The organism is Mesorhizobium sp. WSM4308 (assembly GCF_002294905.1).
GTDB lineage: Bacteria > Pseudomonadota > Alphaproteobacteria > Rhizobiales > Rhizobiaceae > Mesorhizobium.
Genome location: NZ_NSFW01000011.1, coordinates 92,758 through 113,846 on the forward strand (window position 1 = coordinate 92,758; position 21,089 = coordinate 113,846).

Below are 21,089 nucleotides of genomic sequence, written 5' to 3' on the forward strand. Positions count from 1 at the left end.
ACCCTGAATAGGGCGCGCCGCCCTTCCTATAAGGGCCGGACCTCTGGCCCATTCGGCAGATCGACGGTCACGACGAGGCCGCTTGGCTGATTGTCGCGCAACTCGATCTTGCCGCCATGGCCCTGGATGATGTCAGCCACGATCGAGAGACCCAGACCAAAACCGTGTTTCGACGCGACGCCGCGCGACATGTCCTCCTTGAAGAAGGGTTCGAAAACGCGGGAGCGCGCCGTCATCGAGATGCCAGGCCCATCGTCGCCCACCGCGATGCGCGCTGCCGTGTCGGTCTGCGTCAATGCGACGGTGACGTTGCCGGCGAATTTGACCCCGTTGTCGCACAAATTGGTGATGGCGCGCGCCAGCGCATTTGGTTTGCACCAGCCCAGAAGCCTGTCCGGCCCGGAATAGGAAACCGAAAACCCGACATCAGAGAATTCGGCGCAGACGGTTTGCAGCACGCTGGCAATGTCGGCCCGCTGCAGCTTTTCCATCGAGACGTCGTTGCGCAGATAGGTCAGGGTTTCGTCGATCAGATCTTCGATGTGCTGAACGTCGGACAATATGCCGGTTCGAACGGGGCCGTCATCCATGCGCTCGGCGCGAAGCCGCAGCCGGGTCAACGGCGTGCGCAGATCATGACTGACGCTGCGCAGCATGCGGGTGCGGTTTTCGATCATGGTGCGGATGCGCGTTCGCATCCTGTTCAGCGCGCGCGCCAGGCCGACCATTTCGATGGAGCCGCGCTCGGCGAAAAGCTCGTTGCCATTCTCGATCTCGGCTTCCCCCACTGCGTTCGAGATGCGCTTCAACGGCTCCGTCACGGCCCAGACCGCAAACAGCCAGATCAGCACGGGCAAGGCGATGAAAGCCATGAACCTGTAGAACGAGACACGGACGAAGCCTGATGTCCGCCAGGAATCGGGCATGCCGAAATGCGCCAGGACGCTTTGCCGGTCCAGATCGATGACAAACGCGTATTGGCCGCCGATCCTTTTCCAGCGCCCAGGGATCGAGCCGCTCTCGATCTGGAGAAGCCATCCGATGCTTCGCCATTGCAGATAGGAATCTGGAATATCGCTGATCTGTTGCCTGGGCAGGATCTTGAAATCAAAGCCCGCGCGTGTCGCCGCGGCCAGAACGGCGCCGCGGGCTTCGGCTGGCGTTTCGCGCAACAAGGCAGCGACAACCGCAGCCCGCCTGGCGCTATCTTCAACGACAGGAAGGTCGATATTCGCTATCAAACCCTCGACGACCGATCCGACGGACATGATCGCGATCACCGCGATGAAAATGATCGCCGCGAACTGCCCACGCACCGACTGCGGCAGGAAACGGCGGACCAAGCGCCTCACGCTTCCTCCACCGTGGCGGTGAAGATGTAGCCACCCAGCCGTACAGTCTTGAGAAGAACCGGATCGCGCGCGTCCTTTTCGATCTTCTGGCGGATCCGGCTGACATGGACGTCGACGCTTCGCTCGATCGGGCCGGCAAGCCCGGCATGGGTGACGCTGAGAAGCTCCTCGCGCGACAGAACCCGGCCCGCATTGCGGCAGAACGCCAGCAGCAGGTCGAATTCATGCGTCGTGGTCGCAACCCGCGCATTGCTGGGATCATGCAGTTGCCGGCGAACGGGATCGAGGCGCCAGCCGTTGAAGCGAAGCACCTTTGTGCGGTCGCGTTCGTCGGGAGCGTAAGCCGTGCGGCGCAGCAACGCCCTTATCCTTGCCGTCAGTTCGCGCGCGCTGAACGGTTTGGTCACGTAATCGTCGGCGCCGATTTCCAGTCCGAAGATGCGGTCGATTTCCTCGCCAAGCGCCGTCAGCATCAGGATCGGAACGTTCGTTTGCGCACGAAGCCGGCGGCAGATGCTGAGACCGTTCTCGCCAGGCAGCATGATGTCGAGCACGATGAGATCGAATTTCTGGTTGCGAAGCGCGGCGTTCATGCGGACGCCGTTGGCGGCGATTTCCACGATCATGCCGTTTTCCGTCAGCGTCTCGCCGAGCATGCGGGCGATCTCGATATCGTCTTCGACAATGAGGATATACGGGCCTTGCCTCGGCGATTTGAACTCGGCGTCCAGATCGATCCGGCTGGAGCCTAGCGCGGCCTGCATTGTATTATGTGTGGCCATCAAAACCGATATCCGACGAGAAGCATCCCCGAGGGCTGGACCTTGTCGGCGACAACAGGGCTGTCGACAGCGTCCCCCATAAGAATGCCGACCCCCGCCTGGCCACGCACCATCCAGTTCCGATTGAGCATATATGTGGCGGAAATCGAAAAATCGGCGCGCTTCAACCCGGCGCCGGCATCATAACGCGCCAGCCCTGAGCGAGCCGACTGCTCCGGCGTGACGCCGAAATAGGCCTGCATGTATTTCTCGTCGGCGAAGATGACCGATGCGCCGGCGCCGACAATCAACGATTGGGAGAGCGGCCGCGTCACCTCGATGCCAAGCGTGCCCTGCACGCCGTCGCTGCCGCCGATGGTCTTGTCCAGTTGCGCGAAGATTTCCGCTGGACCGAATTTCACCGCCGCCTTGGCGCCGACGACCGCGCCCATGTCGACATCCCCCAGGCCGCGCAGATGATCGGCAACGTCCTCCTTGCGGCCCATGTCGTACCCAAGCCGCGCGCCGAGTTCGAACGGCCCGTGTTGATAGAGGGCGATGTTGGCGCCCGTCGGATCGATTCTCACCGTGTCGAGGAATGTCGCCGATATGAAAGGCACCGGCATGACCTTGAACTCGTTGCTGCCCTCATATTTGGGGACGATGATGGCGCCGCCGCCCAGCACGACATGCCAGTCGGCCAGTTTCTGTTCGAAGCGCCCGAAACGCGAAGGATCGGGCGGCGGGGTCAGATCCTCGGTGTCGACGGCGATGGCGTCCGCCGCCTGCGCGATCTGCGACTGCGTTGAAAACAGGATTGCCATCGCCGCGAGAGAGGCCCGGCCGGCGAAGAGTCTAGAAACCATTTTGAACATGCATGCTCCAGAGCAGAGAGGCAGTAAGAGCCCCCGATGATCCGGACTATTTCAGGTGAAAATGGCTGCATGCGTGAAGTGATGTTAAGTCTTGTTGCGCAATCTTGGCCTGATCTTGGCTCCTGTAGGCCGCTCGAATGTTTGGAAGAGACCATTGGGCGGCGTATTCCGGTCCCGCCCCGTGCCCGGCAACGGCCCGCAGGGCCGAGTGTTGGTGGAGGTTATGCCGCCTTCTTCATCCGCGCCAGCGTATCGGCAACCACCTCGCCAAACGACGACGGCGTCGGCACGATAATGACGCCTGCCTCCTTCAGGATTTCGACCTTCTCTTGCGCCGACTCGCCGAAGGCGGAGATGATGGCGCCGGCGTGGCCCATGCGGCGGCCTTTCGGGGCGGAGAGGCCGGCGATGTACGCGATCAGGGGCTTGCGCATGTTGTCGCGTGCCCAAATCGCGGCTTCCGCCTCTTGCGGTCCGCCGATCTCGCCGATCATCACCACGGCGTCGGTCTCGTCGTCCTGCTCGAACAGTTTCAGCATGTCCTTGAAGGAGGAGCCGTTGATCGGGTCGCCGCCGATGCCGACGCTGGTGGACACGCCGATGCCGAGCGCCTTCATCTGCGAGGCGGCTTCGTAGCCAAGCGTGCCGGAGCGGCCGACAATGCCGACGCGGCCGGGCAAGTAGATGTTGCCGGGCATAATGCCCATCAGCGCCTGTCCAGGGGTAATCATGCCGGCGCAGTTCGGGCCGATCAGCCGCATGCGGTCCTCGTAGCGGTAGCGGCGCATGTAGCGCTTGACCTGCATCATGTCCTGCGAGGGGATGCCGTCGGTGATGCAGACGCAGAGTTTTATGCCGGCATCCGCGGCTTCCATGATCGAATCGGCGGCGAAGGGCGGCGGCACGAAGACGATGCTCGCCTCCGCGCGGGTCTCGCGCACCGCGCCCTTGACCGTGTTGAAGACGGGCAGGCCGAGATGCGTCTGGCCGCCCTTGCCGGGGGTGACGCCACCGACCAGCTTGGTGCCGTAGCGTTTCATGTCCTCGGCATGGAAGCTGCCGATCTTGCCGGTGAAACCCTGGACGATGACGCGGGTGCTGCGGTTGAGCAGGATTGCCATTTTCTCGACCTCCCTCAGGCTGCTTTTTTCTTGGCGGCCGCGCGCCAGGCGGCGACGGCTTTTTCGGCGGCTTCGGCCAGCGTGTCGGCGACGATCACCGCCTCGCCGGAATCGGCCAGGATGCGGCGTCCTTCCTCGGCCTTGGTGCCGGAGAGCCGCACCACCAGCGGCACGGTGACGCCGACCTCGCGGATCGCCTTGACAACGCCCTCGGCGACCCAGTCGCAGCGGTTGATGCCGGCGAAGATGTTGACCAGGATGGTCTCGACATTCTTGTCGCCCAGCACTGCCCGGAAGGATTTCGCCACCCGCTCGGGCGAGGCGCCGCCGCCAATGTCGAGGAAGTTGGCCGGCTCGCCGCCGGCGATCTTGATCATGTCCATCGTCGCCATGGCGAGACCGGCGCCGTTGATGATGCAGCCTATATTGCCGTCCAGGCCGACATAGGAGAGGCCACGGTCGCTGGCGAAGGTTTCGCGCGGGTCTTCCTGGCTCTTGTCGCGCAGTTCGGAGATTTCCGGCCGCCGGAACAGGGCGTTCTCGTCGAACGACATCTTGGCGTCGAGCGCCACGAGATTGCCGTCGCGGGTCACCACCAGCGGATTGATCTCGAGCATCGAGGCGTCGTAGTCGCGGAACACTTGGTAGCAGCTGAAGATGGTCTCGGTGGCCTTGCCGATCAGGTCGTGGTCGAGGCCGAGCCCGAAGGCGATCTCGCGGGCCTGGAAACGCTGCATGCCGACGCCGGGATCGACCGTGGTGCGCAGGATGGAATCGGGGGCCTTCTCGACGATGTCCTCGATCTCCATGCCGCCGGCGGCCGACGCAACGATCATGACGCGCTCTTCCTTGCGATCGAGCACGAAGCCGACATAGAGTTCCTGCGCGATATCGACGGCCTCCTCGAGGTAGAGCCTGGAGATCAGCTTGCCGCGCGGTCCGGTCTGCTGCGTCACCAGCTTGCGCCCGAGCATGGCTTCGGCGGCGCTGGAGATTTCCTCGTCATTGGCGCACAGCTTGATGCCGCCGGCCTTGCCGCGCGCGCCGGAATGAACCTGCGCCTTCAAGACCCATTTGCCGCCGCCGATCTCGCGCGCCCGGTAGGTCGCCTGTTCGGGGCTGTAGGCCAGCCCGCCGCGCGGCACATGCACGCCGTGGCGAGCGAGCAGTTCCTTGGCCTGATATTCGTGGATGTCCATTGTTGTCCTCCCGTAACTTTCAATGCGCGGCGACGCGCGGCTCCCGTTGGTTAAGTTGGCCGGCGCGTTCGATGGCTTCGTTGACCACCAGAACGTTCCTCGCCATGCGCTCCGACGCGGCGTCGATCATCTTGCCGTCGAGTGCGGCGGCGCCTTTGCCCAGAGCCTCGGCTTCCTTGAGCACCTCAAGGATGCGCCTGGCCCGCGCGACCTCCTTTTCCGGCGGCGAGAAGACGTCGTTGGCGAGCGCGATCTGCGAGGGGTGGATCGCCCATTTGCCTTCGATGCCCAGCGCCGCGGCGCGTTTGGCCCCGGCGATGTAGCCCTCGGGATCGGAGAAATCGCCGAACGGCCCGTCAATGGCGCGCAGGCCATAGGCCCTGCAGGCAACCGTCATGCGCGACAGGGCGAAATGCCACTGGTCGCCGGGATAGTCGGGGTTGAGGCCGCCAATGTTGACGGTGCGCGCCTTGCAGCTTGCGGCATAGTCGGCGACACCGAAATGCATGGCTTCCAGCCGGCCGGGCGTCGCGGCGATCGCCTCGACATTGGCCATACCGAGCGCCGTCTCGATCAGCGCTTCGAGGCCGACGCGGGTCTTGAAACCCTTGGCCATCTCGATCTGGTTGACCATGGCCTCGACCATGTAGAGGTCGGCCGGCACGCCGACCTTCGGCACCAGGATGGTGTCCAGGCGGTCGCCGGCCTGTTCCATGACGTCGACCACGTCGCGGTACATGTAGTGCGTATCCAGCCCGTTGATGCGCACCGAGACGGTCTTGCCCTTGGCGCGCCAGTCGATGTCGTTGAGCGCCTGGATGATGTTCTTGCGGGCGCGTTCCTTGTCGGGCGGGGCGACCGCGTCCTCGATGTCGAGGAAGACGAAGTCGGCGGCGCTGTTGGCTGCCTTGTCGATCATTTCCGGGCTGGAGCCGGGAACCGCCAGCTCGCTGCGCTGCAGCCGCAATTTCTTCAAATGGTTGATGGTGTGGCTCATCGTCGGCTCCCTCAGGCGGCTTCGGCGACCGGCACGGCGGCCGAGGCGCGGAAATGCTGGATGGCGGCGCCGACGCCGGAGCCCGGCGCCAGCCTGACGCCGCAATCGAGCAGCGCCATTTCGGCCGCCGACAGCGAGGCGAGCACCATCACCTCGTTCAGCCAGCCGAGATGGCCGATGCGGAAGACCTTGCCCATCACCTTGTTGAGGCCACCGCCGAGCGAGGTTTGGTAGGTACGGTAGGCGCGCTTGACGATGTCGGCGCTGTCGATGCCTTCCGGCACCAGAATGGCGCTGACCGTATCGGAGTGCCATTTCGGCGCCTTGGCGCAGAGTTTCAGGCCCCAGGCGTCGACCGCCTTGCGCACGCCTTCGGCGAGGCGATGATGGCGGGCGAAGATGTTGCCCAGCCCTTCCTCGGCGATCAGGTCGAGCGAGGCGCGCAGGCCGCGCAGCAGCTGCGTCGCCGGCGTGTAAGGGAAATAACCGGCATCGTTGGCGCGGATCATGTCCTCGAAGGAGAAGAAGCAGCGCCGGTGGGTGGCGGTTCGCGAAGCGACAAGCGCCTTCTTGCTGACGGAAAGGAAACCGAGGCCGGCGGGCAGCATGAAACCTTTCTGCGAGCCGCTGACGGCGCAGTCGACGCCCCATTCCTCCTGGCGGAAATCGATCGAGCCGATCGACGACACGCCGTCGACGAAGAGCAGGGCAGGGTGGTTGGCATCGTCGAGCGTGGCGCGGCAGCCGGCGACATCGCTGGTCACGCCGGTCGCCGTCTCGTTCTGCGTGCAGAAGACGGCCTTGATACGGTGCGCCTTGTCCGCCTTCAGCCGCTCGGCATAGAGCTCGAGCGGCACGCCGGTGCCCCATTCGCAGTCGATGACATCGACCTCGAAGCCGAGGCGCTCGGCCATGTCGACCCACAGATGCGAGAACTGGCCGAAGCGCGACATCAGCACGCGGTCGCCGGGGCTGAGCACGTTGGTCATCGCCGCTTCCCAGGCGCCGGTGCCCGAGGACGGGTAGATGAAGACGCGGCCGGTCTCGTTCCTGAAGACTGTCTTGATGTCCTCGAACAGCGGCAAAGTCAGATCCGGGAAAGATGCGGCGCGCATGTCCTCCATTGGGAGGTTCATCGCCTGCCGGACCTGTTCGGGGATGTTGGTCGGTCCGGGAATGAAGAGATGGGTGAAACCGGCCATGGTGCGAACTCCTCCTGATCCAGCAAAGCGGTGGGGGGAGTTTCGTTTCGACGGCTAAAGCCAACAACACCTTGGCGGGTAAGATCTCGCCGCGAGCGGGTGGGGCGGGCCTACCCGGTTGGCCTACCCGAAAGGCTGCTTCTGGGTGCGCCTCTCGCGCGCATAGAGCGCGACGGCCATCGCCCGGTTGCGGACGTCGAGCTTGTCGTAGAGATTCTTCAGGTGGTACTTCACCGTGTTCTCGGAAATGCCGGTGCGCGTGGCGATCTGCAGATTGGTCCAGCCGTCGGAAAGCACCGCCAGCAGCTCGCGCTCACGCACCGTGAGCTGCGCGAGCGGCGTGTCGTTGACCTTGTTGATGTCGATATAGGGGATGCAGATGCGGCCATGCGCCACTGCCAGGATCGTGTCGAAGATGATGGCCGGATCGTCGAACTGAAAACAATAGCCCTGCGCTCCCAGCCGTACGCATTGCTTCAGGATGCCGATGTCATGGTCGTTGGAAAAGACGGTGATGCGCACGTCGAGCTTGCGGCTCTGGACCTCGGCCAGCACATCCGCGCCGTCCATGTCGGCGAGCTTCCAGCCGATGATTGCGACGTCGAATCCGCCCTTCGCCGCCAGATCCAGGAATTGCTTGCCGCTCTGCACGCTGCCCAACAAGTCGAACCGGCCATCGCATTCGAGCATCTCGCGCAGCGCCGATATGACGAATGGATTGCGTTCGGCGACGACAATGCGCATGCGCCGGTCGCCAATTGCCTTGCTCGTTTTCCCGGGCTTGCTGTTCAAGGGCCGTTTTTGTCCTGGGGTGGTTGTGCCGCAACTCAAAGGTCAGGCTTCAGGCCTGGACCCGCACCATGACAATTCTGCCCCAATCGCGCGGGGGTGCTCTTTCCCCAGCGACATCGGCTGTCGCGCCGTCTGAAGCCACGATTCGCTGGTTGCTGATGGGACAGGCGCCGCCAGGGCAGACATCCGGCGATACGCTCACCACGTGGCATGGAACCAGCGTTTCGTTTGATATTCCATGCCTTAGAGCGATAAGTTCTCAAATCGAATCGCGTCTGCAGGCGAGGTGCATCGAATTTTCGCGAAACCGGTTTCCGCTTTAAGGTCCGATGCTCTAGACCTGAGACACGATTTTTCCGGGAATGGCGGGAGGCGCTGTTGGAGGACAAGCAGACGATCTCCGCCAAGGCGGCCGACGACATCCACGCTGATATCTATGGCGAGGACGGTGCGGTCCTTTCGTCCTTCCTTGCCCAGATCGGCGCCGCGATCGCCGACCGCGATACGCTGACCCTCAAGCATGAAGTCGACCATCTCCACCAGTCGGAACTCGGCGACCTGATCGAGGCGCTGCATCCCGAACAGCGGCGCGCGCTGGTCGAACTGCTGGGCGCCGATTTCGACTTCTCCGCGCTGACCGAGGTCGACGAGGCGATCCGCATGGAGATCGTCGATCACCTGCCCAATGCGCAGATCGCGCAGGCGGTGCAGGAACTCGATTCCGACGACGCCGTCTACATTCTCGAAGACCTTGAAAAGGAAGACCAGGACGAGATCCTGTCGCAACTGCCGTTCACCGAACGGATCAGGCTGCGCCGTTCGCTGGACTATCCCGAAGAGACCGCCGGGCGGCGCATGCAGACGGAGTTCGTCGCGGTGCCGCCGTTCTGGACCATCGGCCAGACCATCGACTACATGCGTGAGGACAAGAACCTTCCCGACCGTTTCAGCCAGATCTTCGTCATCGATCCGACCTTCAAGCTCGTCGGCGCCATCGATCTCGACCAGATCCTGCGCACCAAGCGCGCGGTCAAGGTCGAGGATGTCATGCATGAGACGCGCCACGCCATTCCGGCGACCATGGATCAGGAAGAGGCGGCGCGCGAATTCGAGCAGTACGACCTCTTGTCGGCCGCCGTCGTTGACGAGAACGAACGGCTGGTCGGCGTGCTGACCATCGACGATGTCGTTGACGTCATTCAGCAGGAAGCCGAGGAAGATCTGCTGCGCATGGGCGGCGTCGGCGACGAGGAACTCTCCGACACGGTGTTTGCAACCTCGCGTTCGCGGGTTCCCTGGCTGCTCGTCAACCTTGTCACGGCATTCCTGGCGGCATCGGTGATCGGGCTGTTCGACCACACGATCGAGCGGATCGTGGCGCTCGCCGTGCTGATGCCGATCGTCGCCGGCATGGGCGGCAATGCCGGTTCGCAGACCATGACCGTCACCGTGCGGGCGCTGGCGACGAAGGATCTCGACATCTACAACGCCGCCCGAATCATCCGCCGCGAAGTGGGTGTGGGCTTCATCAATGGCGCTGTCTTTGCCGTTTTGATCGGCATCGTCGCCGCCCTGTGGTTTCGTGATGCCAATCTGGGCGGGATCATCGGCGCGGCGATGATCATCAACATGTTCGCGGCCGCCCTTGCCGGTATCCTGATCCCGCTCATGCTCGACCGATTCAAGATCGATCCGGCCGTGGCGTCGGCGGTTTTCGTCACCACCGTCACCGACTGCGTCGGCTTTTTCGCCTTCCTCGGCCTCGCAAGCTGGTGGTTCGGCGTCAGGTAGCCTCAATTGACTTTTACGTAAATGCCGTGCGAGGCTCGTGCGGGGGCCATGTCGATTCCGGCGGGCAAGGGTTTGGTTCGGGACGGGAGGCAGCGCCGCCTGGCGTTGCCCCGGGGTTCGGGCATGGAGCGACAATGCGGGAATATTACTCGATCACCGAACTGACCCGCGAATTCGACGTGTCGACGCGGACGCTGCGTTTCTATGAGGACGAGGGGCTGGTGCAGCCGGTGCGGCGTGGCCGTACGCGGCTGTTTCGCCCGTCCGACCGCCATCTCATCCGGCAGATTATGCGCGGAAAGCGGCTCGGTTTCTCGATCAACGAGATCCGCGAAATCATCCAGATGTACAAGGAGCCGCCGGGCGAGGTCGGGCAGCTGAAGCTGATGATCAAGCGCATCGAGGAAAAGCGCGAGGATCTCAGGCAAAAACGCCGCGACCTCGAGGAAACGCTGGCCGAACTCGACCAGGCGGAGGAGTCCTGCGTCGAGCGGCTGGTTGAGCTCGGCGTCAATACGTAACGCCGCTCAGATCCAGCGCCGCACCCTTTTGGCGTAATCGCGATATCTCTTCCCAAACTTCGCCGCCAGGATCTTTTCCTCACGCTCGATCGCGACCTTCTGCGTGGCGAAGGCCGCGATGAACGCCAGCGGCAGGAACCATACGATCCCCGTGACAAAGGCGACGCCGATTAGTAGCAGCGTGTTGGCGAGATACATCGGGTTGCGGGTGACGCCGAATGGCCCTGTGGTGACGAGGTGGTCCGGCACTGCATTGGGGTTGAGCGTCGTCCTGGCTCGGACCATGGTGCGAATGGCGGTGAACCAGAGCGCCGCGACGGCGAATAGTGCCACCCAGCCGGCCGCGAACAGCAGGTCGCCCAGCAGATCGCCGATCCAGGGCAGCGGATAGAGCAGGCCGAGAATGACGCTGATGGCGATTGCTGCGACGTAGATCACCGGCGGCCACGGTATCACGCCGGGCTTCGGCTGGGTTCCGGTCATTGCGTTCCTCCCTCGTTCATCTTGTCCTCGGTCTGGCCCGTGCAGCTGGCGGCCAGATCGCCCAGATGCGCTCGGAATTCCGCAGTCTGGTCGTTGTTCTCGAGCCGATCAAGCGCGGCCTCGCCCTCGAGCGTCGTCAGCATGCAACTGCAATAGCTCGAACAGAAGGTCGCGTTGCGCGTCTGCTCACATGAACGCTGGCAGGTTTTCAGGAAATTGACCTGCACGGTTTCGACCTGAGCCGGCATGACTTGCGAGAACAGCCAGACGCAGCCGATCAGCAGCGGCTGGTGGATCAGGTAGAAAGCGAGGCTGTGGCGGCCGATGAAGACCAGCGGATTGGCCCAGCGGCCCGGCATGAGGCTCGCCAGGCGGGCTCGCAGGCCGGAGGCTGAGGCGAGTTTCGCTACCCCGATGCCGACAAGCACCGCGCCGAACCACGGAAACAGCGGCACATAGTCGTTGGAGCGTGGGTTGATCGCCGACAGGCCGATCCACCACAGCCAGGGATGGTCCAGCGCTTCGAAGCGCAGATAGACGGGCGCGGCGATGACCAGCGCGGCAATGACAAGGGTCAGCAGGGCGGGCAGCCGCAGGAAGGCGAGGCCGAGCAGGCTGGCGAGCGCGATCTCGTGCAGGATGCCGAAGAAGATGAATCCGTCCGGCGTCGCGATACGGGTTACCACCGAAATGGCGATCGCCGCTCCGGCGACCATGGCGAAACGCTTCCAGAAACCGTTCCAGCGAATTTGCTGGCCGTGCGCGAGGTAGAGGCTGACGCCGACCAGGAACAGGAAGGTCGAGGCGATGCAGCGCGCGTAGATCTTCCACCAGCCGAAGGCGGTGAGGCCTGGATCGGTATAGCCGAAGAATTCCAGGTCCCAGGTGAAATGGTAGCTCGCCATGGCCAGCAGCGCGATGCCGCGCACGATGTCGATGGCGACGATGCGCCTGGATGGCTCCGGAGCGGGTGCGGTCGGCGTATGGATGGTCATGGTCTCGCGATCTGATTCAGCCCCGCGTGAGAACTATCACGGTTGGACCGGACAGAAGAAGCCGGGGCGTTGGATCAAGCGACGCTTTAGGCCAGTGCCGGGAAGTCGTTGACCGACTTCGCTTTTCACGGCCTATGCGTCGGTTTCCTCTTAATCGTCCGGGAACGGCCAAGGCAGATTTGGCCGGTGATTCTGCTTTGGGGAAGCAATGTCCACCCATGTGCGCCATCCAATCTGGCTCCCGGCCCTCAGGGCCGCGGATGCGCGCACCTTCGCCTCGCTCTATGCGGTCGAATCCTTTGCCCGCGCCACGGTGTCGAGCGTCATCCCGATCCAGGCCTACGAGATCCTGCACAATGAGCAGATCGTCTCGATCCTCTACACCATCGTGGCGCTGCTCGGCCTGTCGGTAACCTTGTTCATGCCGATGCTGATCCGCCGCTTTGCCCGGCGCTGGGTCTACACCGCCGGCGCCTGCCTGCTCGCCATCGGCTCGCTGTTCTTCGTCACCCACACGCTGGCCGGGCAATTGGCAGGCATGCTTTGCCGGGTGATGGGCGCCAGCGCCCTTTCGATCACGCTCAACCTCTACATCATGGACCACATCCGCAAGACCGACTTCATGCAGGCCGAATCGCTGCGCATGGCGTGGTCGATGTTTGCCTGGACCGGTGGGCCGACGCTCGGCATCTTCCTCTACACGCGCTTCGGCATCTATGCCGCGCATGGTGCGGTGGCGGTGTTCGCGCTGGCGCTCTTGGCGCTGTTCTGGACCTATCGCCTGGGCGACAACCCATCGATCCGGCCCGGCAAGACACGGCCAGCCAATCCGCTCGCCAATATCGGCCGCTTCGTCGCGCAGCCCAGATTGAGGCTTGCCTGGCTGATCGCCTTCGGCCGCTCCTGCTTCTGGACGACGTTCTTCGTCTATGGGCCGCTGTTCATGGTGATCACCGGCGAGGGCAAGCTGGCCGGCGGCCTGCTGGTTTCGGGGGGCAACGCACTGCTCTTCATGGCGATCTTCTGGGGCAAGGCCGGAAAACGCTTTGGCGGCCGGCGCACCATGACATTCGCTTATTTCGCCATGTCGGCGATGCTTCTGGCGGCGGGTGTCGTCGGAGAGAGCGTGCCGCTGCTCACCGGCGTCTTCCTGCTGTGCGGCGCCTTCTTCACTATTGCGCTCGACGCACTGGGCTCGACCGCCTTCATGCGTTCGGTGCGCTCCTATGAACGGGCGCAGATGGCGGCGGTCTACCGCACCTATCTCGATTTTTCCGAACTGACGCCGCCGCTTGTCTATTCGGTAGTGCTCGCCTTCTTCGGGCTGGGCTCGGTGTTCGTCACGCTTGGTCTGCTCGCGGCGGTTTGCGGGTTCGTGACTTGGCGTTACCTGCCGAAGTCTCTGTGAGGATCATGGTCAAAGTGCCGCGTGGCGCTCGCGCACCCAGTTGTGGAAACGGTGCAGGTCATACTCCTCGGGCATGAGCACGCCGGCATGGTGGCGCATCGAGCGCAGGCCCCTCTGGTTGACCTCGCAGATGGCGGCGTCCTCTTCCAGCACCTGTGTGCCGAAGGCGACGATGTTGTCGATGTCGGTCGCGGCCAGCGCCTCGGGCGCGAACAGCCATTCGGCGATAAGCTCCGTCTGTTCGGGACCGAGCGGCACCAGGCGTACCGTCCTGACATAGTCGACATGGCCGACGATGAACATTGAGGGCAGGCTGGTGGCGTAGGTCTGGCCGGCGACGCGTTCGGCCGGCGTCAACCCGGAGAAGACCGGCCCGTGCGTCTTGCCGTCGCGCGACCAGGTCTCGGCGCCGGCACGCAGGCCTCCGGAAAACTCCGGCGCGTCATTGTCGGCGTGGCGCGTCCATTCGGGATCGTCGTGCCGGCTCATCAGACCTCGGCCATAGATTGGCACCAGGCGCGACAGGTCCTTGTGGATGCCCGGGCAGTGCAGGCACTCGTTGAAGTTCTCCCAAAAGATCTTCCAGTTGCAGTGCATCACCTTGCGCAGCACATGGCCCGATACCAGCGTTTCCAGCGGCCAGTTGCCGAGATTGCCGGAGGCAGGATCGAAGGATGCCTGCGCGGAGTCCGCCGCACCCTCCTGCAGATTGATGAACACGAAGCCGCGCCACACCGAGAGCGCGACGCGGTAGAGCGGATGGTCGGCCTTGTCGAAGCCGTCCGGCAACGATTTCGACGGCACGCGCACGAGGTCGCCGCGCAGCGAATAGGACCAGGCATGATAGGGGCAGGTGATCAGCCGCGCCTTCAGCCGGCCCTCGCTCTCCTGGCAAAGCTGCGAACCGCGATGCCGGCAGGTGTTGTGGAAGGCGCGCAGGGCGCCGGTGTCGTCGCGCAGCACGATGATGTCCTGCGTGCCGATGCGAAACCTGCGGAAGGCCAGCGGCTGGGCCAGATCGGCCTCGCGGCAGACGAGCAGCCAGTTTTTGTACCAGATGGCGTCGAGGTCGCGCTGGTAGCTCTCACCGTCCCAATAGGCCGACGAGGGCAGGGTCGGCTCGGCCTGGGTCAGGCCATTGTAAGGGGCGCGCTCACCGGCAATGGGCTGCATGGCTGGCTTCCTGTGAAGCGGCCAGCCGACACCCGGTCAGGAGAATTGTCAATTGTCGTGCCTGGAGACGGCATGGCGCAATCGCGCTGTTTGCCGGCGGAATTTGGTTTGCCGCGTGTCGCGATTTTCCCTATAGTCATGCAGTCGTCGGTTCCGTTTTGGAGCCAAGAGGGAATGCGGTGCGGGCGAAATTCTTGCCCAATGCCGTGGCTGCCCCCGCAACTGTGTGCGGTAGTCCTCTCCATATGCCACTGAAGATTCGTCTTCGGGAAGGTGGGGAAGGGCGCTGATCCGTGAGCCAGGAGACCTGCCGACGACGGCAAAACTGACAGGCCCTCGGGTGGAGGGTGAAAGGACAAGATATGAATACCGCTTCCGTCTCCCTCGGCGCCTCCGTCTCCTCGCAGTCGCGCTTCATGCAGCTGGCGCTTGCCGCGCTGCTCGGCACGTTCATCATCGGCTTTGTCGGCTTCTCGCATATCGATGCGGTCCACAATGCGGCTCACGACTATCGCCATTCGATGGGTTTTCCCTGCCACTGACGAAGGCCTGACATCATGAATTTGTTTCGCAACGTCGTGTTCATCGCGGCGATCGCAGGGCTCGTGGGGGGCATTGCGCTCGCCTGCATGCAAGCCTACGCGACCGACCCACTGATCCTGAAGGCGGAAGTCTATGAAAAGGCCGGCGGCGGCCATCACCACGACCACGCCGCTGTTACCACAAACGACAACGCCATGAGCTCGGCCGTTCCGGCTGACAATGCCATGAGCGGCGCGGCCCCGGCTCCTGCGGAAGCGGCCGCCCCGGTCGAGGACGAAGGCTGGGCTCCGGCCGACGGTTTCGAGCGCTTCGCCTTCAATGTCCTTGCCAACATCGTCAGCGGTATCGGTTTTGCGCTGATCCTGGTCGCTGTCTCCGAATTCATGGGCGGTATCGGCAACTGGCGGCAGGGTGTCTTCTGGGGCCTAGCTGGCTTCGCTATATTCACTTTGGCACCTGGGCTCGGCCTACCGCCGAAACTGCCGGCAATGCCTGACGCCGATCTCTTGCAGCGCCAAATCTGGTGGACTTTGACAGTGGTGGCGACTGCCGCCGGCCTTGGGCTCATCGCGTTCCGCAAGTCACTGCCTCTTGCCCTTCTTGGCATTGCTCTTATCGTGGCGCCGCATATCGTTGGCGCGCCGCAACCCGATAGCTTCGTGACGCCAATCCCCGAAGGCTTGCATCACCAGTTCATCGTGGCCTCAACGCTCACCCGTCTAGTGTTCTGGCTGGTGCTCGGCGCTGTCGTCGGCGTTGTGCGCGGACGCTTCACCGGCACCGCGACCAGCCTGCGCGACAGCTTTGCCTGATCGAAGCTCGCTGACCTTCATCATCGGCGGTGCCCGCTCCGGCAAGAGCGCGCACGCCGAAATCCTGGCGACGGCCTTGCCTTCGCCATGGATCTACATCGCCACGGCGCAGGCCTATGACGACGAGATGCGCGAGCGCATCGCGCTGCACCGCTCGCGGCGCGGCGCGGGCTGGACGACCATCGACGCGCCGCTCGACCTTTCCGGCGCCCTTGAGGCCTTGCCCGACAACCAGCCGGTGCTGGTCGATTGCCTGACGCTGTGGCTGACCAATCACATGCTGGCCGATCACGACGTCGGCGCCGAGTGCCGGCGGCTGGCGGATGTGCTGTCGCGGCCGCGCGGCCCATGGTTCGTGGTCTCCAACGAAGTCGGCCAAGGCATCGTGCCGGACAATGCCCTGGCGCGCCGTTTTCGCGATGACGCCGGCCGGCTCAACCAGCAGGTCGCGGCGATCGCCGATACGGTGCTGCTGATGGTGGCGGGGCTACCGCTGAAGGTGAAGTGACATGACCGACATCGACAATAAGGACGAAGAGCGCCATCGCGCCAAGATGGCCAAGCGCAAGGCGGTGCAGGATGCCGAGGTGGCGAGCAAGACGGTCGAAAAGGGCCTGCTGATCGTCAACACCGGTCCGGGCAAGGGCAAGACCACGGCTGCCTTCGGCCTGGCGCTGCGGATGCTTGGCTACGGCAAGCGCGTCGGCGTCGTGCAGTTCATCAAGGGCAAATGGCACACCGGCGAGAAGGATGCGTTTGCCGCTTTCGGCGACCGCGTCGTCTGGCACGCAATGGGCGAGGGCTTTACCTGGGAGACCCAGGATCTGAAGCGCGATATCGCTGCCGCCGAGGCTGCCTGGACCAAGGCGCTGGAGTTGATCGCCGATCCCTCGATCAGCCTTGTCGTGCTTGACGAACTCAACATCGCGCTGCGCTATGATTATCTCGATCTCGACAAGGTAGTTGCGGCGCTGAAGGCGCGCCGCGAGGGACTGCATGTCGTCGTCACCGGCCGCAACGCCAAGCCGGCGCTGGTCGAGGCGGCCGATCTGGTCACCGAGATGGGCGTGACCAAGCACCACTTTTCGGCAGGCGTGAAGGCGCAGCAGGGGATCGAGTTCTAGAACGCAACAACGGCGATGACCGAAACCACGGCGAACAACGCGATCAGCAAATAATCGGCGACGCGGTAGAGTTTCAGCGCCCGCCTGATGTCGCCGCTGTCGACGTCGCGGCGGCCCCCTTCGCCCATGAAGACGTCATCGACCACGATGCCGCCATAGCTGCGCGGCCCGGCAAGCGCCAGGCCAAGCGCGCCGGCCATGGCCGCTTCCGGCCAGCCGGCATTGGGCGAGCGGTGCCTTTTCGCATCGCGCCACACCGCCTGCCAGGCACTGCGGGGATCGGCGTCCTTGACCAGGAAAGCCGCCAACACGATCAGCAGCGCCGTCAGCCTTGAGGCAGGCAGGTTGATCCAGTCGTCGAAGCGCGCCGCCGCCCAGCCGAAAGCCTCGTGGCGTGGGGTGCGGTGGCCGATCATCGAATCGGCGGTGTTGGCAGCCTTGTAGGCAGCGCCGCCGGCCAGTCCGCCAACACCGGTCCAGAAGGCGGGGGCGACGATGCCGTCGGAAAAATTCTCGGCCAGGCTCTCGATCGCCGCGCGGCAGACGGCGGCGCGGTCGAGCGCTTCGGGATCGCGGCCGACTATGCGCGAGACGGCGACCCGGCCCATGGCGAGGCCGCCCGATTCGAGCGAGTCAGCCACGGCCTCGACGTGTTCGTGGAGGCTCTTCTGCGACAGCAGCGATGTCGCCAGAAGGGCGGCAATGAAAAACCCCAGCGGAACGAACCAGAGCAGGACAAGCTGCACGCAAAGGCCGATCACCGCCGGCACCAGCACGATGACCAGCAGCGCCTGGACGCCACGTTGGCGACGCAACGCGTCGGGATCAGTGGCGCGGTTGAGCCTCAAGTCGAGAAAGGATATCAGCCTGCCGAACCACGTCACCGGATGGCCGATGGCGCGGAAGAGCCAGTCCGGGTAACCCAGGACAAATTCGACGGCCAGTGACAGGAAAGCGATCAGGACTGACATGAAGCTTCTTGATGGAGCGGTGGACCATGGTGGGAGTCTTGGCCGGGCGAGGGCGCTTTTCCCCAGCGCTCCTCTGCCGTTCGTCGACCTTTCGACCGGTATCAATCCGCACTCCTACCCGCTTTTCAACCTGCCCGCCACCTCGCTGTCGCGATTGCCGGAAGCGGGGCGGGCGCGGGAGTTGACGGAGATCGCGGCCAGTACCTATAGCGCGCCGTCGCCGGCCAACGTCGTCGCGGCGCCCGGCACACAGATCCTGCTGCCGCGCGTGGCATCGCTGGTGAGACCCGGCAAGGCATTGGTGCTGGGGCCTACCTATGCCGAACATGCGCGAGCCGCGGCGATCGCCGGGCACCAGGTGAGCGAAGTCAGCGATTTTGCCGCGCTGGCGCAGGCCGACCTTGCCATCATCGTCAATCCGAACAACCCGGATGGGCGCGTCGTCGAGCGCGACCGGTTGCTGGCATTGGCCGCCGGGCTGCGCGCCGGAGGCGGGCTGCTGGTCGTCGACGAGGCGTTCATGGATGTCGGCCCGCGCCAGCACAGCCTCGCCGGCGACGTCGATCAGGGCGGCATCGTCGTGCTGCGTTCCTTCGGCAAGTTCTTTGGCCTGGCCGGGCTGCGGCTTGGCTTCGCGCTTTCCGATCGGCCAACGGTGGAATTGCTGCAAAGGCAATTCGGGCCGTGGGCAGTGGCCGGTCCAGCGCTGGATTATGGCATTCGCGCGCTTGCCGATATTGGCTGGCAGGACGCGATGCGGGCATCGCTCGCCGAGGCAGCCGCGCGGCTGGACGCATTGTTCGGCCGTTTCGGCGTGCCGGTCGTGGGCGGCACCGCGCTATTTCGCTATATCGGTCTTCCGGATGCCGCCGGCCTGTTTTCGGTACTTGGCGCGAGGGGCATTCTGCTTCGCCACTTCAACGACCGGCCGTTTGTGTTGCGGGCCGGCCTGCCGGGGGGCGAGGTGGAATGGGAGCGGCTCGAATCCGCCCTTGCCGAATGGGCGGCGCGGCGCGAGGATCAATCGAAGGGCTCGAAGCAATGATCCATGTCTGCTCGCTGGCAAAGGTCGAGGAAACGGTCGCAAGGAGCGGCGCCGACCGCATGCTGTCGCTGCTCGCCGCCGGAACCGAGGTGGTGCGACCGGCCTCGATCACCCGGGAAAACCATCTGCATCTGGTCATGCACGACATAGCGGTGGCGCAGGAGGGCATGACGATGCCGGGCGAGGAGCATGTCCGCGACGTGCTCGATTTCGCGCGCCGCTGGGATCGGGCGAAGCCCATGGTCGTGCATTGCTATGCCGGCATCAGCCGCTCGACCGCTTCGGCCTACATCATCGCAGCCGCTCTGGCGCCGAAACGCGACGAGGCCGAACTGGCCCGGACATTGCGGGCGCTGTCGCCGTCGGCGACACCCAATCCACGGCTCATTGCGGTGGCCGACGCGCTGCTGGATCGCAACGGCCGCATGATCGAGGCGATCCAGTCGATCGGGCGTGGCGCCGACGCCTTCGAAGGCGCGCCGTTCGCGCTGAAGATCGACGGCTAAAAGCGGCTATCTCAGCCAGTCGGCGAGCTTCGCCTTGTGCACATCCCTGAGCAGGCTGATGAAACCGTCGGCCTGATGCTCTGCCGTCAGCCGGCCTTTTTCCGATGTCGCGATGCCGGCGTCGCCAACCACGCCGTTCGGGTTGAGATCGCCGGCGATCCAGGCAAAGGCATGGGTGCCGGTGTGGCGCAGCAGCGAAAATTCCTTCTCGGCCTTGGCGACGTTGGAAACGAAATTATCGGCCTTGGCCATGTCGACGAGGTCGGGCCGGAAATGCAGCATCAAAGAGGTCTCGACATCGCCGCCATGGATGCCGTGGCGGTCCTCGAGTTCGGTGTACATGCCGGCCGGGCGGCCAAAACGCTGCCAGCTCGTCTTCACCGCCAGCATCTTTTCGCGCACCCGCAATTCACGCGTGATGATGCCCATGATCTCTTCATTGCCGCCATGCGAATTGACGACGATGAGTTTGCGCAGCCCGGCGCGCGCGATCGACACGCCAAGCTCGGTCCATGCCTCGACCAGCGTCGTTGCCGGCAAAGTGAGCGTGCCCGGCGCATGCAGGTGCTCGTTCGACTTGCCCACCGCCTGGACCGGCAGGATGCGGATGTCGAGATCGTCGGGCAGGCGGGCGATCACCGTGTCGAGCATGCCGTTCATGATCGAAGTGTCGGTCGAGACGGGCAGATGCGGTCCATGCTGCTCGATCGCCGCCACCGGCAGAACGGCGATCGTCGCTTCCGGATCGATCGAGGCGTATTCGGTTGTCCGGTAGTCGCCCCACCAGACGCGTCTTTTTGCAGCGGTCATGTCATGCCTCTTCGATGAACGGTGAGACCTAGCGCGGCACAGGCCTGCTGTCGATCACCCGGCCGCGATGACCTCGACCTCGACCTTGAATTCGGGGCGGGCGAAGCCGGAAACGATCATCAGCGTCGAGGCGGGCGCGGGGCTCGAAAACAGCCTGTCGCGGACATCCATATAGGGGCGCAAATAGGCGCGGTCGGTGACATAGGCGTTGATGCGCACGATGTCCCCGAGCCCCAGCCCAGCCTCGCCGAGGATTGCCTCGATGTTGCGGAAACAGAGTTCGGCCTGGGCGCCGGCGTCCTCGGGAATCTGGTCGTCCGCCGTGATCGCCACCTGACCCGAGCACAGCACCAGCCGCTTGCCCGCCGGCACTTCGACGCCGTGGCTATAGCGGGCAAAGGGCGGTTTGATCGACTTCGGGGTGAGGAATCTGAACATCGCAATCTCCTGGATGCCGTCAGCCTAAGGCGGGACGCATCCCAGCTTCAAGATGGCGGTGCATCTTGCCGGTGCGATTGTGGACAGGCGTTCAAAAAATAGGCACGATGCCTTCGGTGCAGCACGACCTTTCCGGCTTTCGCAGATGGCTGTGGTGCAGGCGGGCGGGT

23 protein-coding genes and 1 riboswitch are annotated in these 21,089 nt (G+C 64.0%); of the genes, 9 read left to right on the forward strand and 14 right to left on the reverse strand.

Translation table 11 applies throughout. The features are described 5' to 3' along the window. Positions 1 to 26: 26 nt before the first annotated feature. The 8 genes from CK227_RS20990 to CK227_RS21025 all read right to left on the reverse strand — a co-directional run bounded on the left by CK227_RS20990 (position 27) and on the right by CK227_RS21025 (position 8,251). Entirely contained in the window at positions 27 to 1,352 is a 1,326-nt protein-coding gene (locus CK227_RS20990; protein ID WP_095773007.1) for a HAMP domain-containing sensor histidine kinase, read from the reverse strand. Next, positions 1,349 to 2,116 (reverse strand): response regulator transcription factor, encoded by a 768-nt coding sequence (locus CK227_RS20995; protein ID WP_179296438.1) that lies wholly within the window; start codon positions 2,114 to 2,116, stop codon positions 1,349 to 1,351. The genes CK227_RS20990 and CK227_RS20995 overlap by 4 nt, the downstream gene beginning before the upstream one ends. A 17-nt stretch (positions 2,117 to 2,133) precedes the next feature. Then, positions 2,134 to 2,988, reverse strand: a complete 855-nt coding sequence (locus CK227_RS21000) for a MipA/OmpV family protein (protein ID WP_095773006.1) — start codon at positions 2,986 to 2,988, stop codon at positions 2,134 to 2,136. A 221-nt stretch (positions 2,989 to 3,209) separates the two neighbouring features. Beyond that, positions 3,210 to 4,109: a succinate--CoA ligase subunit alpha gene (gene sucD / locus CK227_RS21005; RefSeq protein ID WP_095773005.1), complete on the reverse strand. Its 900-nt coding sequence runs from the start codon at positions 4,107 to 4,109 to the stop codon at positions 3,210 to 3,212. Positions 4,110 to 4,123: 14 nt separating this feature from the next. Next, positions 4,124 to 5,308 carry a malate--CoA ligase subunit beta gene (locus CK227_RS21010; RefSeq protein ID WP_095773004.1) on the reverse strand — a complete coding sequence of 395 codons (1,185 nt, stop codon included), beginning with the start codon at positions 5,306 to 5,308 and terminating at the stop codon, positions 4,124 to 4,126. Between the two features lie 19 nt (positions 5,309 to 5,327). Beyond that, entirely contained in the window at positions 5,328 to 6,305 is a 978-nt protein-coding gene (locus CK227_RS21015) for a CoA ester lyase (RefSeq protein WP_095773003.1), read from the reverse strand. Between the two features lie 11 nt (positions 6,306 to 6,316). Continuing rightward, positions 6,317 to 7,507: an aminotransferase class V-fold PLP-dependent enzyme gene (locus CK227_RS21020; protein WP_095773002.1), complete on the reverse strand. Its 1,191-nt coding sequence runs from the start codon at positions 7,505 to 7,507 to the stop codon at positions 6,317 to 6,319. A gap of 123 nt (positions 7,508 to 7,630) precedes the next feature. Beyond that, positions 7,631 to 8,251, reverse strand: coding sequence for a response regulator transcription factor (locus CK227_RS21025; protein ID WP_095773001.1), 621 nt, complete (start codon positions 8,249 to 8,251; stop codon positions 7,631 to 7,633). Positions 8,252 to 8,677: 426 nt separating this feature from the next. On the opposite strand from CK227_RS21025, the gene mgtE reads away from it, so the two are divergent. Both mgtE and CK227_RS21035 read left to right on the forward strand, forming a co-directional pair. Beyond that, the gene (mgtE, locus tag CK227_RS21030) at positions 8,678 to 10,090 is read left to right on the forward strand and encodes a magnesium transporter (protein ID WP_095773000.1); all 1,413 of its coding nucleotides are present in this window, start codon (positions 8,678 to 8,680) and stop codon (positions 10,088 to 10,090) included. 134 nt (positions 10,091 to 10,224) lie between these two features. Continuing rightward, complete coding sequence (locus CK227_RS21035) at positions 10,225 to 10,611, forward strand: MerR family DNA-binding transcriptional regulator (protein ID WP_006203215.1); 387 nt, start codon at positions 10,225 to 10,227, stop codon at positions 10,609 to 10,611. Positions 10,612 to 10,617: 6 nt separating this feature from the next. Here CK227_RS21035 and CK227_RS21040 read toward each other — a convergent pair whose 3' ends face one another. Continuing rightward, positions 10,618 to 11,094 carry an isoprenylcysteine carboxylmethyltransferase family protein gene (locus CK227_RS21040; protein WP_095772999.1) on the reverse strand — a complete coding sequence of 159 codons (477 nt, stop codon included), beginning with the start codon at positions 11,092 to 11,094 and terminating at the stop codon, positions 10,618 to 10,620. Further along, positions 11,091 to 12,089, reverse strand: coding sequence for a DUF1624 domain-containing protein (locus tag CK227_RS21045; protein WP_095772998.1), 999 nt, complete (start codon positions 12,087 to 12,089; stop codon positions 11,091 to 11,093). Before CK227_RS21045 ends, CK227_RS21040 begins: the two co-directional genes overlap by 4 nt. A 208-nt stretch (positions 12,090 to 12,297) precedes the next feature. On the opposite strand from CK227_RS21045, the gene CK227_RS21050 reads away from it, so the two are divergent. After that, the gene (locus tag CK227_RS21050; RefSeq protein WP_095772997.1) at positions 12,298 to 13,497 is read left to right on the forward strand and encodes an MFS transporter; all 1,200 of its coding nucleotides are present in this window, start codon (positions 12,298 to 12,300) and stop codon (positions 13,495 to 13,497) included. A gap of 9 nt (positions 13,498 to 13,506) precedes the next feature. Here CK227_RS21050 and CK227_RS21055 read toward each other — a convergent pair whose 3' ends face one another. Further along, positions 13,507 to 14,670 (reverse strand): aromatic ring-hydroxylating dioxygenase subunit alpha, encoded by a 1,164-nt coding sequence (locus CK227_RS21055; protein ID WP_095772996.1) that lies wholly within the window; start codon positions 14,668 to 14,670, stop codon positions 13,507 to 13,509. Between the two features lie 131 nt (positions 14,671 to 14,801). Then, a riboswitch (cobalamin riboswitch) is annotated at positions 14,802 to 15,000 on the forward strand. A gap of 32 nt (positions 15,001 to 15,032) precedes the next feature. Between CK227_RS21055 and CK227_RS21060 the strand changes: the two genes are divergently transcribed. The 4 genes from CK227_RS21060 to cobO are packed head-to-tail and all read left to right on the forward strand — an operon-like array spanning position 15,033 to position 17,149. Next, positions 15,033 to 15,212 (forward strand): CbtB domain-containing protein, encoded by a 180-nt coding sequence (locus CK227_RS21060; protein ID WP_095772995.1) that lies wholly within the window; start codon positions 15,033 to 15,035, stop codon positions 15,210 to 15,212. A gap of 15 nt (positions 15,213 to 15,227) precedes the next feature. Next, positions 15,228 to 16,025 carry a CbtA family protein gene (locus CK227_RS21065; protein WP_095772994.1) on the forward strand — a complete coding sequence of 266 codons (798 nt, stop codon included), beginning with the start codon at positions 15,228 to 15,230 and terminating at the stop codon, positions 16,023 to 16,025. After that, complete coding sequence (gene cobU / locus CK227_RS21070; protein WP_095772993.1) at positions 16,018 to 16,533, forward strand: bifunctional adenosylcobinamide kinase/adenosylcobinamide-phosphate guanylyltransferase; 516 nt, start codon at positions 16,018 to 16,020, stop codon at positions 16,531 to 16,533. Before CK227_RS21065 ends, cobU begins: the two co-directional genes overlap by 8 nt. 1 nt (position 16,534) lies before the next feature. After that, complete coding sequence (gene cobO / locus CK227_RS21075) at positions 16,535 to 17,149, forward strand: cob(I)yrinic acid a,c-diamide adenosyltransferase (protein ID WP_095772992.1); 615 nt, start codon at positions 16,535 to 16,537, stop codon at positions 17,147 to 17,149. On the opposite strand, the gene cbiB is transcribed toward cobO, so the two are convergent. Then, positions 17,146 to 18,120: an adenosylcobinamide-phosphate synthase CbiB gene (gene cbiB / locus CK227_RS21080; protein WP_095772991.1), complete on the reverse strand. Its 975-nt coding sequence runs from the start codon at positions 18,118 to 18,120 to the stop codon at positions 17,146 to 17,148. The genes cobO and cbiB overlap by 4 nt on opposite strands. Here cbiB and cobD point away from each other — a divergent pair. Together cobD and CK227_RS21090 are read left to right on the forward strand one after the other, a co-directional pair. Next, positions 18,119 to 19,165 (forward strand): threonine-phosphate decarboxylase CobD, encoded by a 1,047-nt coding sequence (gene cobD, locus CK227_RS21085; protein WP_095772990.1) that lies wholly within the window; start codon positions 18,119 to 18,121, stop codon positions 19,163 to 19,165. The genes cbiB and cobD overlap by 2 nt on opposite strands. Further along, complete coding sequence (locus CK227_RS21090; RefSeq protein ID WP_095772989.1) at positions 19,162 to 19,671, forward strand: tyrosine phosphatase family protein; 510 nt, start codon at positions 19,162 to 19,164, stop codon at positions 19,669 to 19,671. The genes cobD and CK227_RS21090 overlap by 4 nt, the downstream gene beginning before the upstream one ends. Before the next feature lie 6 nt (positions 19,672 to 19,677). On the opposite strand, the gene CK227_RS21095 is transcribed toward CK227_RS21090, so the two are convergent. Continuing rightward, on the reverse strand, positions 19,678 to 20,481 hold the full coding sequence (locus CK227_RS21095; RefSeq protein ID WP_095772988.1) for a creatininase family protein: 804 nt from the start codon (positions 20,479 to 20,481) through the stop codon (positions 19,678 to 19,680). A gap of 54 nt (positions 20,482 to 20,535) precedes the next feature. Beyond that, a complete protein-coding gene (locus CK227_RS21100) occupies positions 20,536 to 20,919 on the reverse strand; it encodes a RidA family protein (protein WP_095772987.1) in 384 nt (127 codons plus the stop codon). Positions 20,920 to 21,089: the final 170 nt, after the last annotated feature.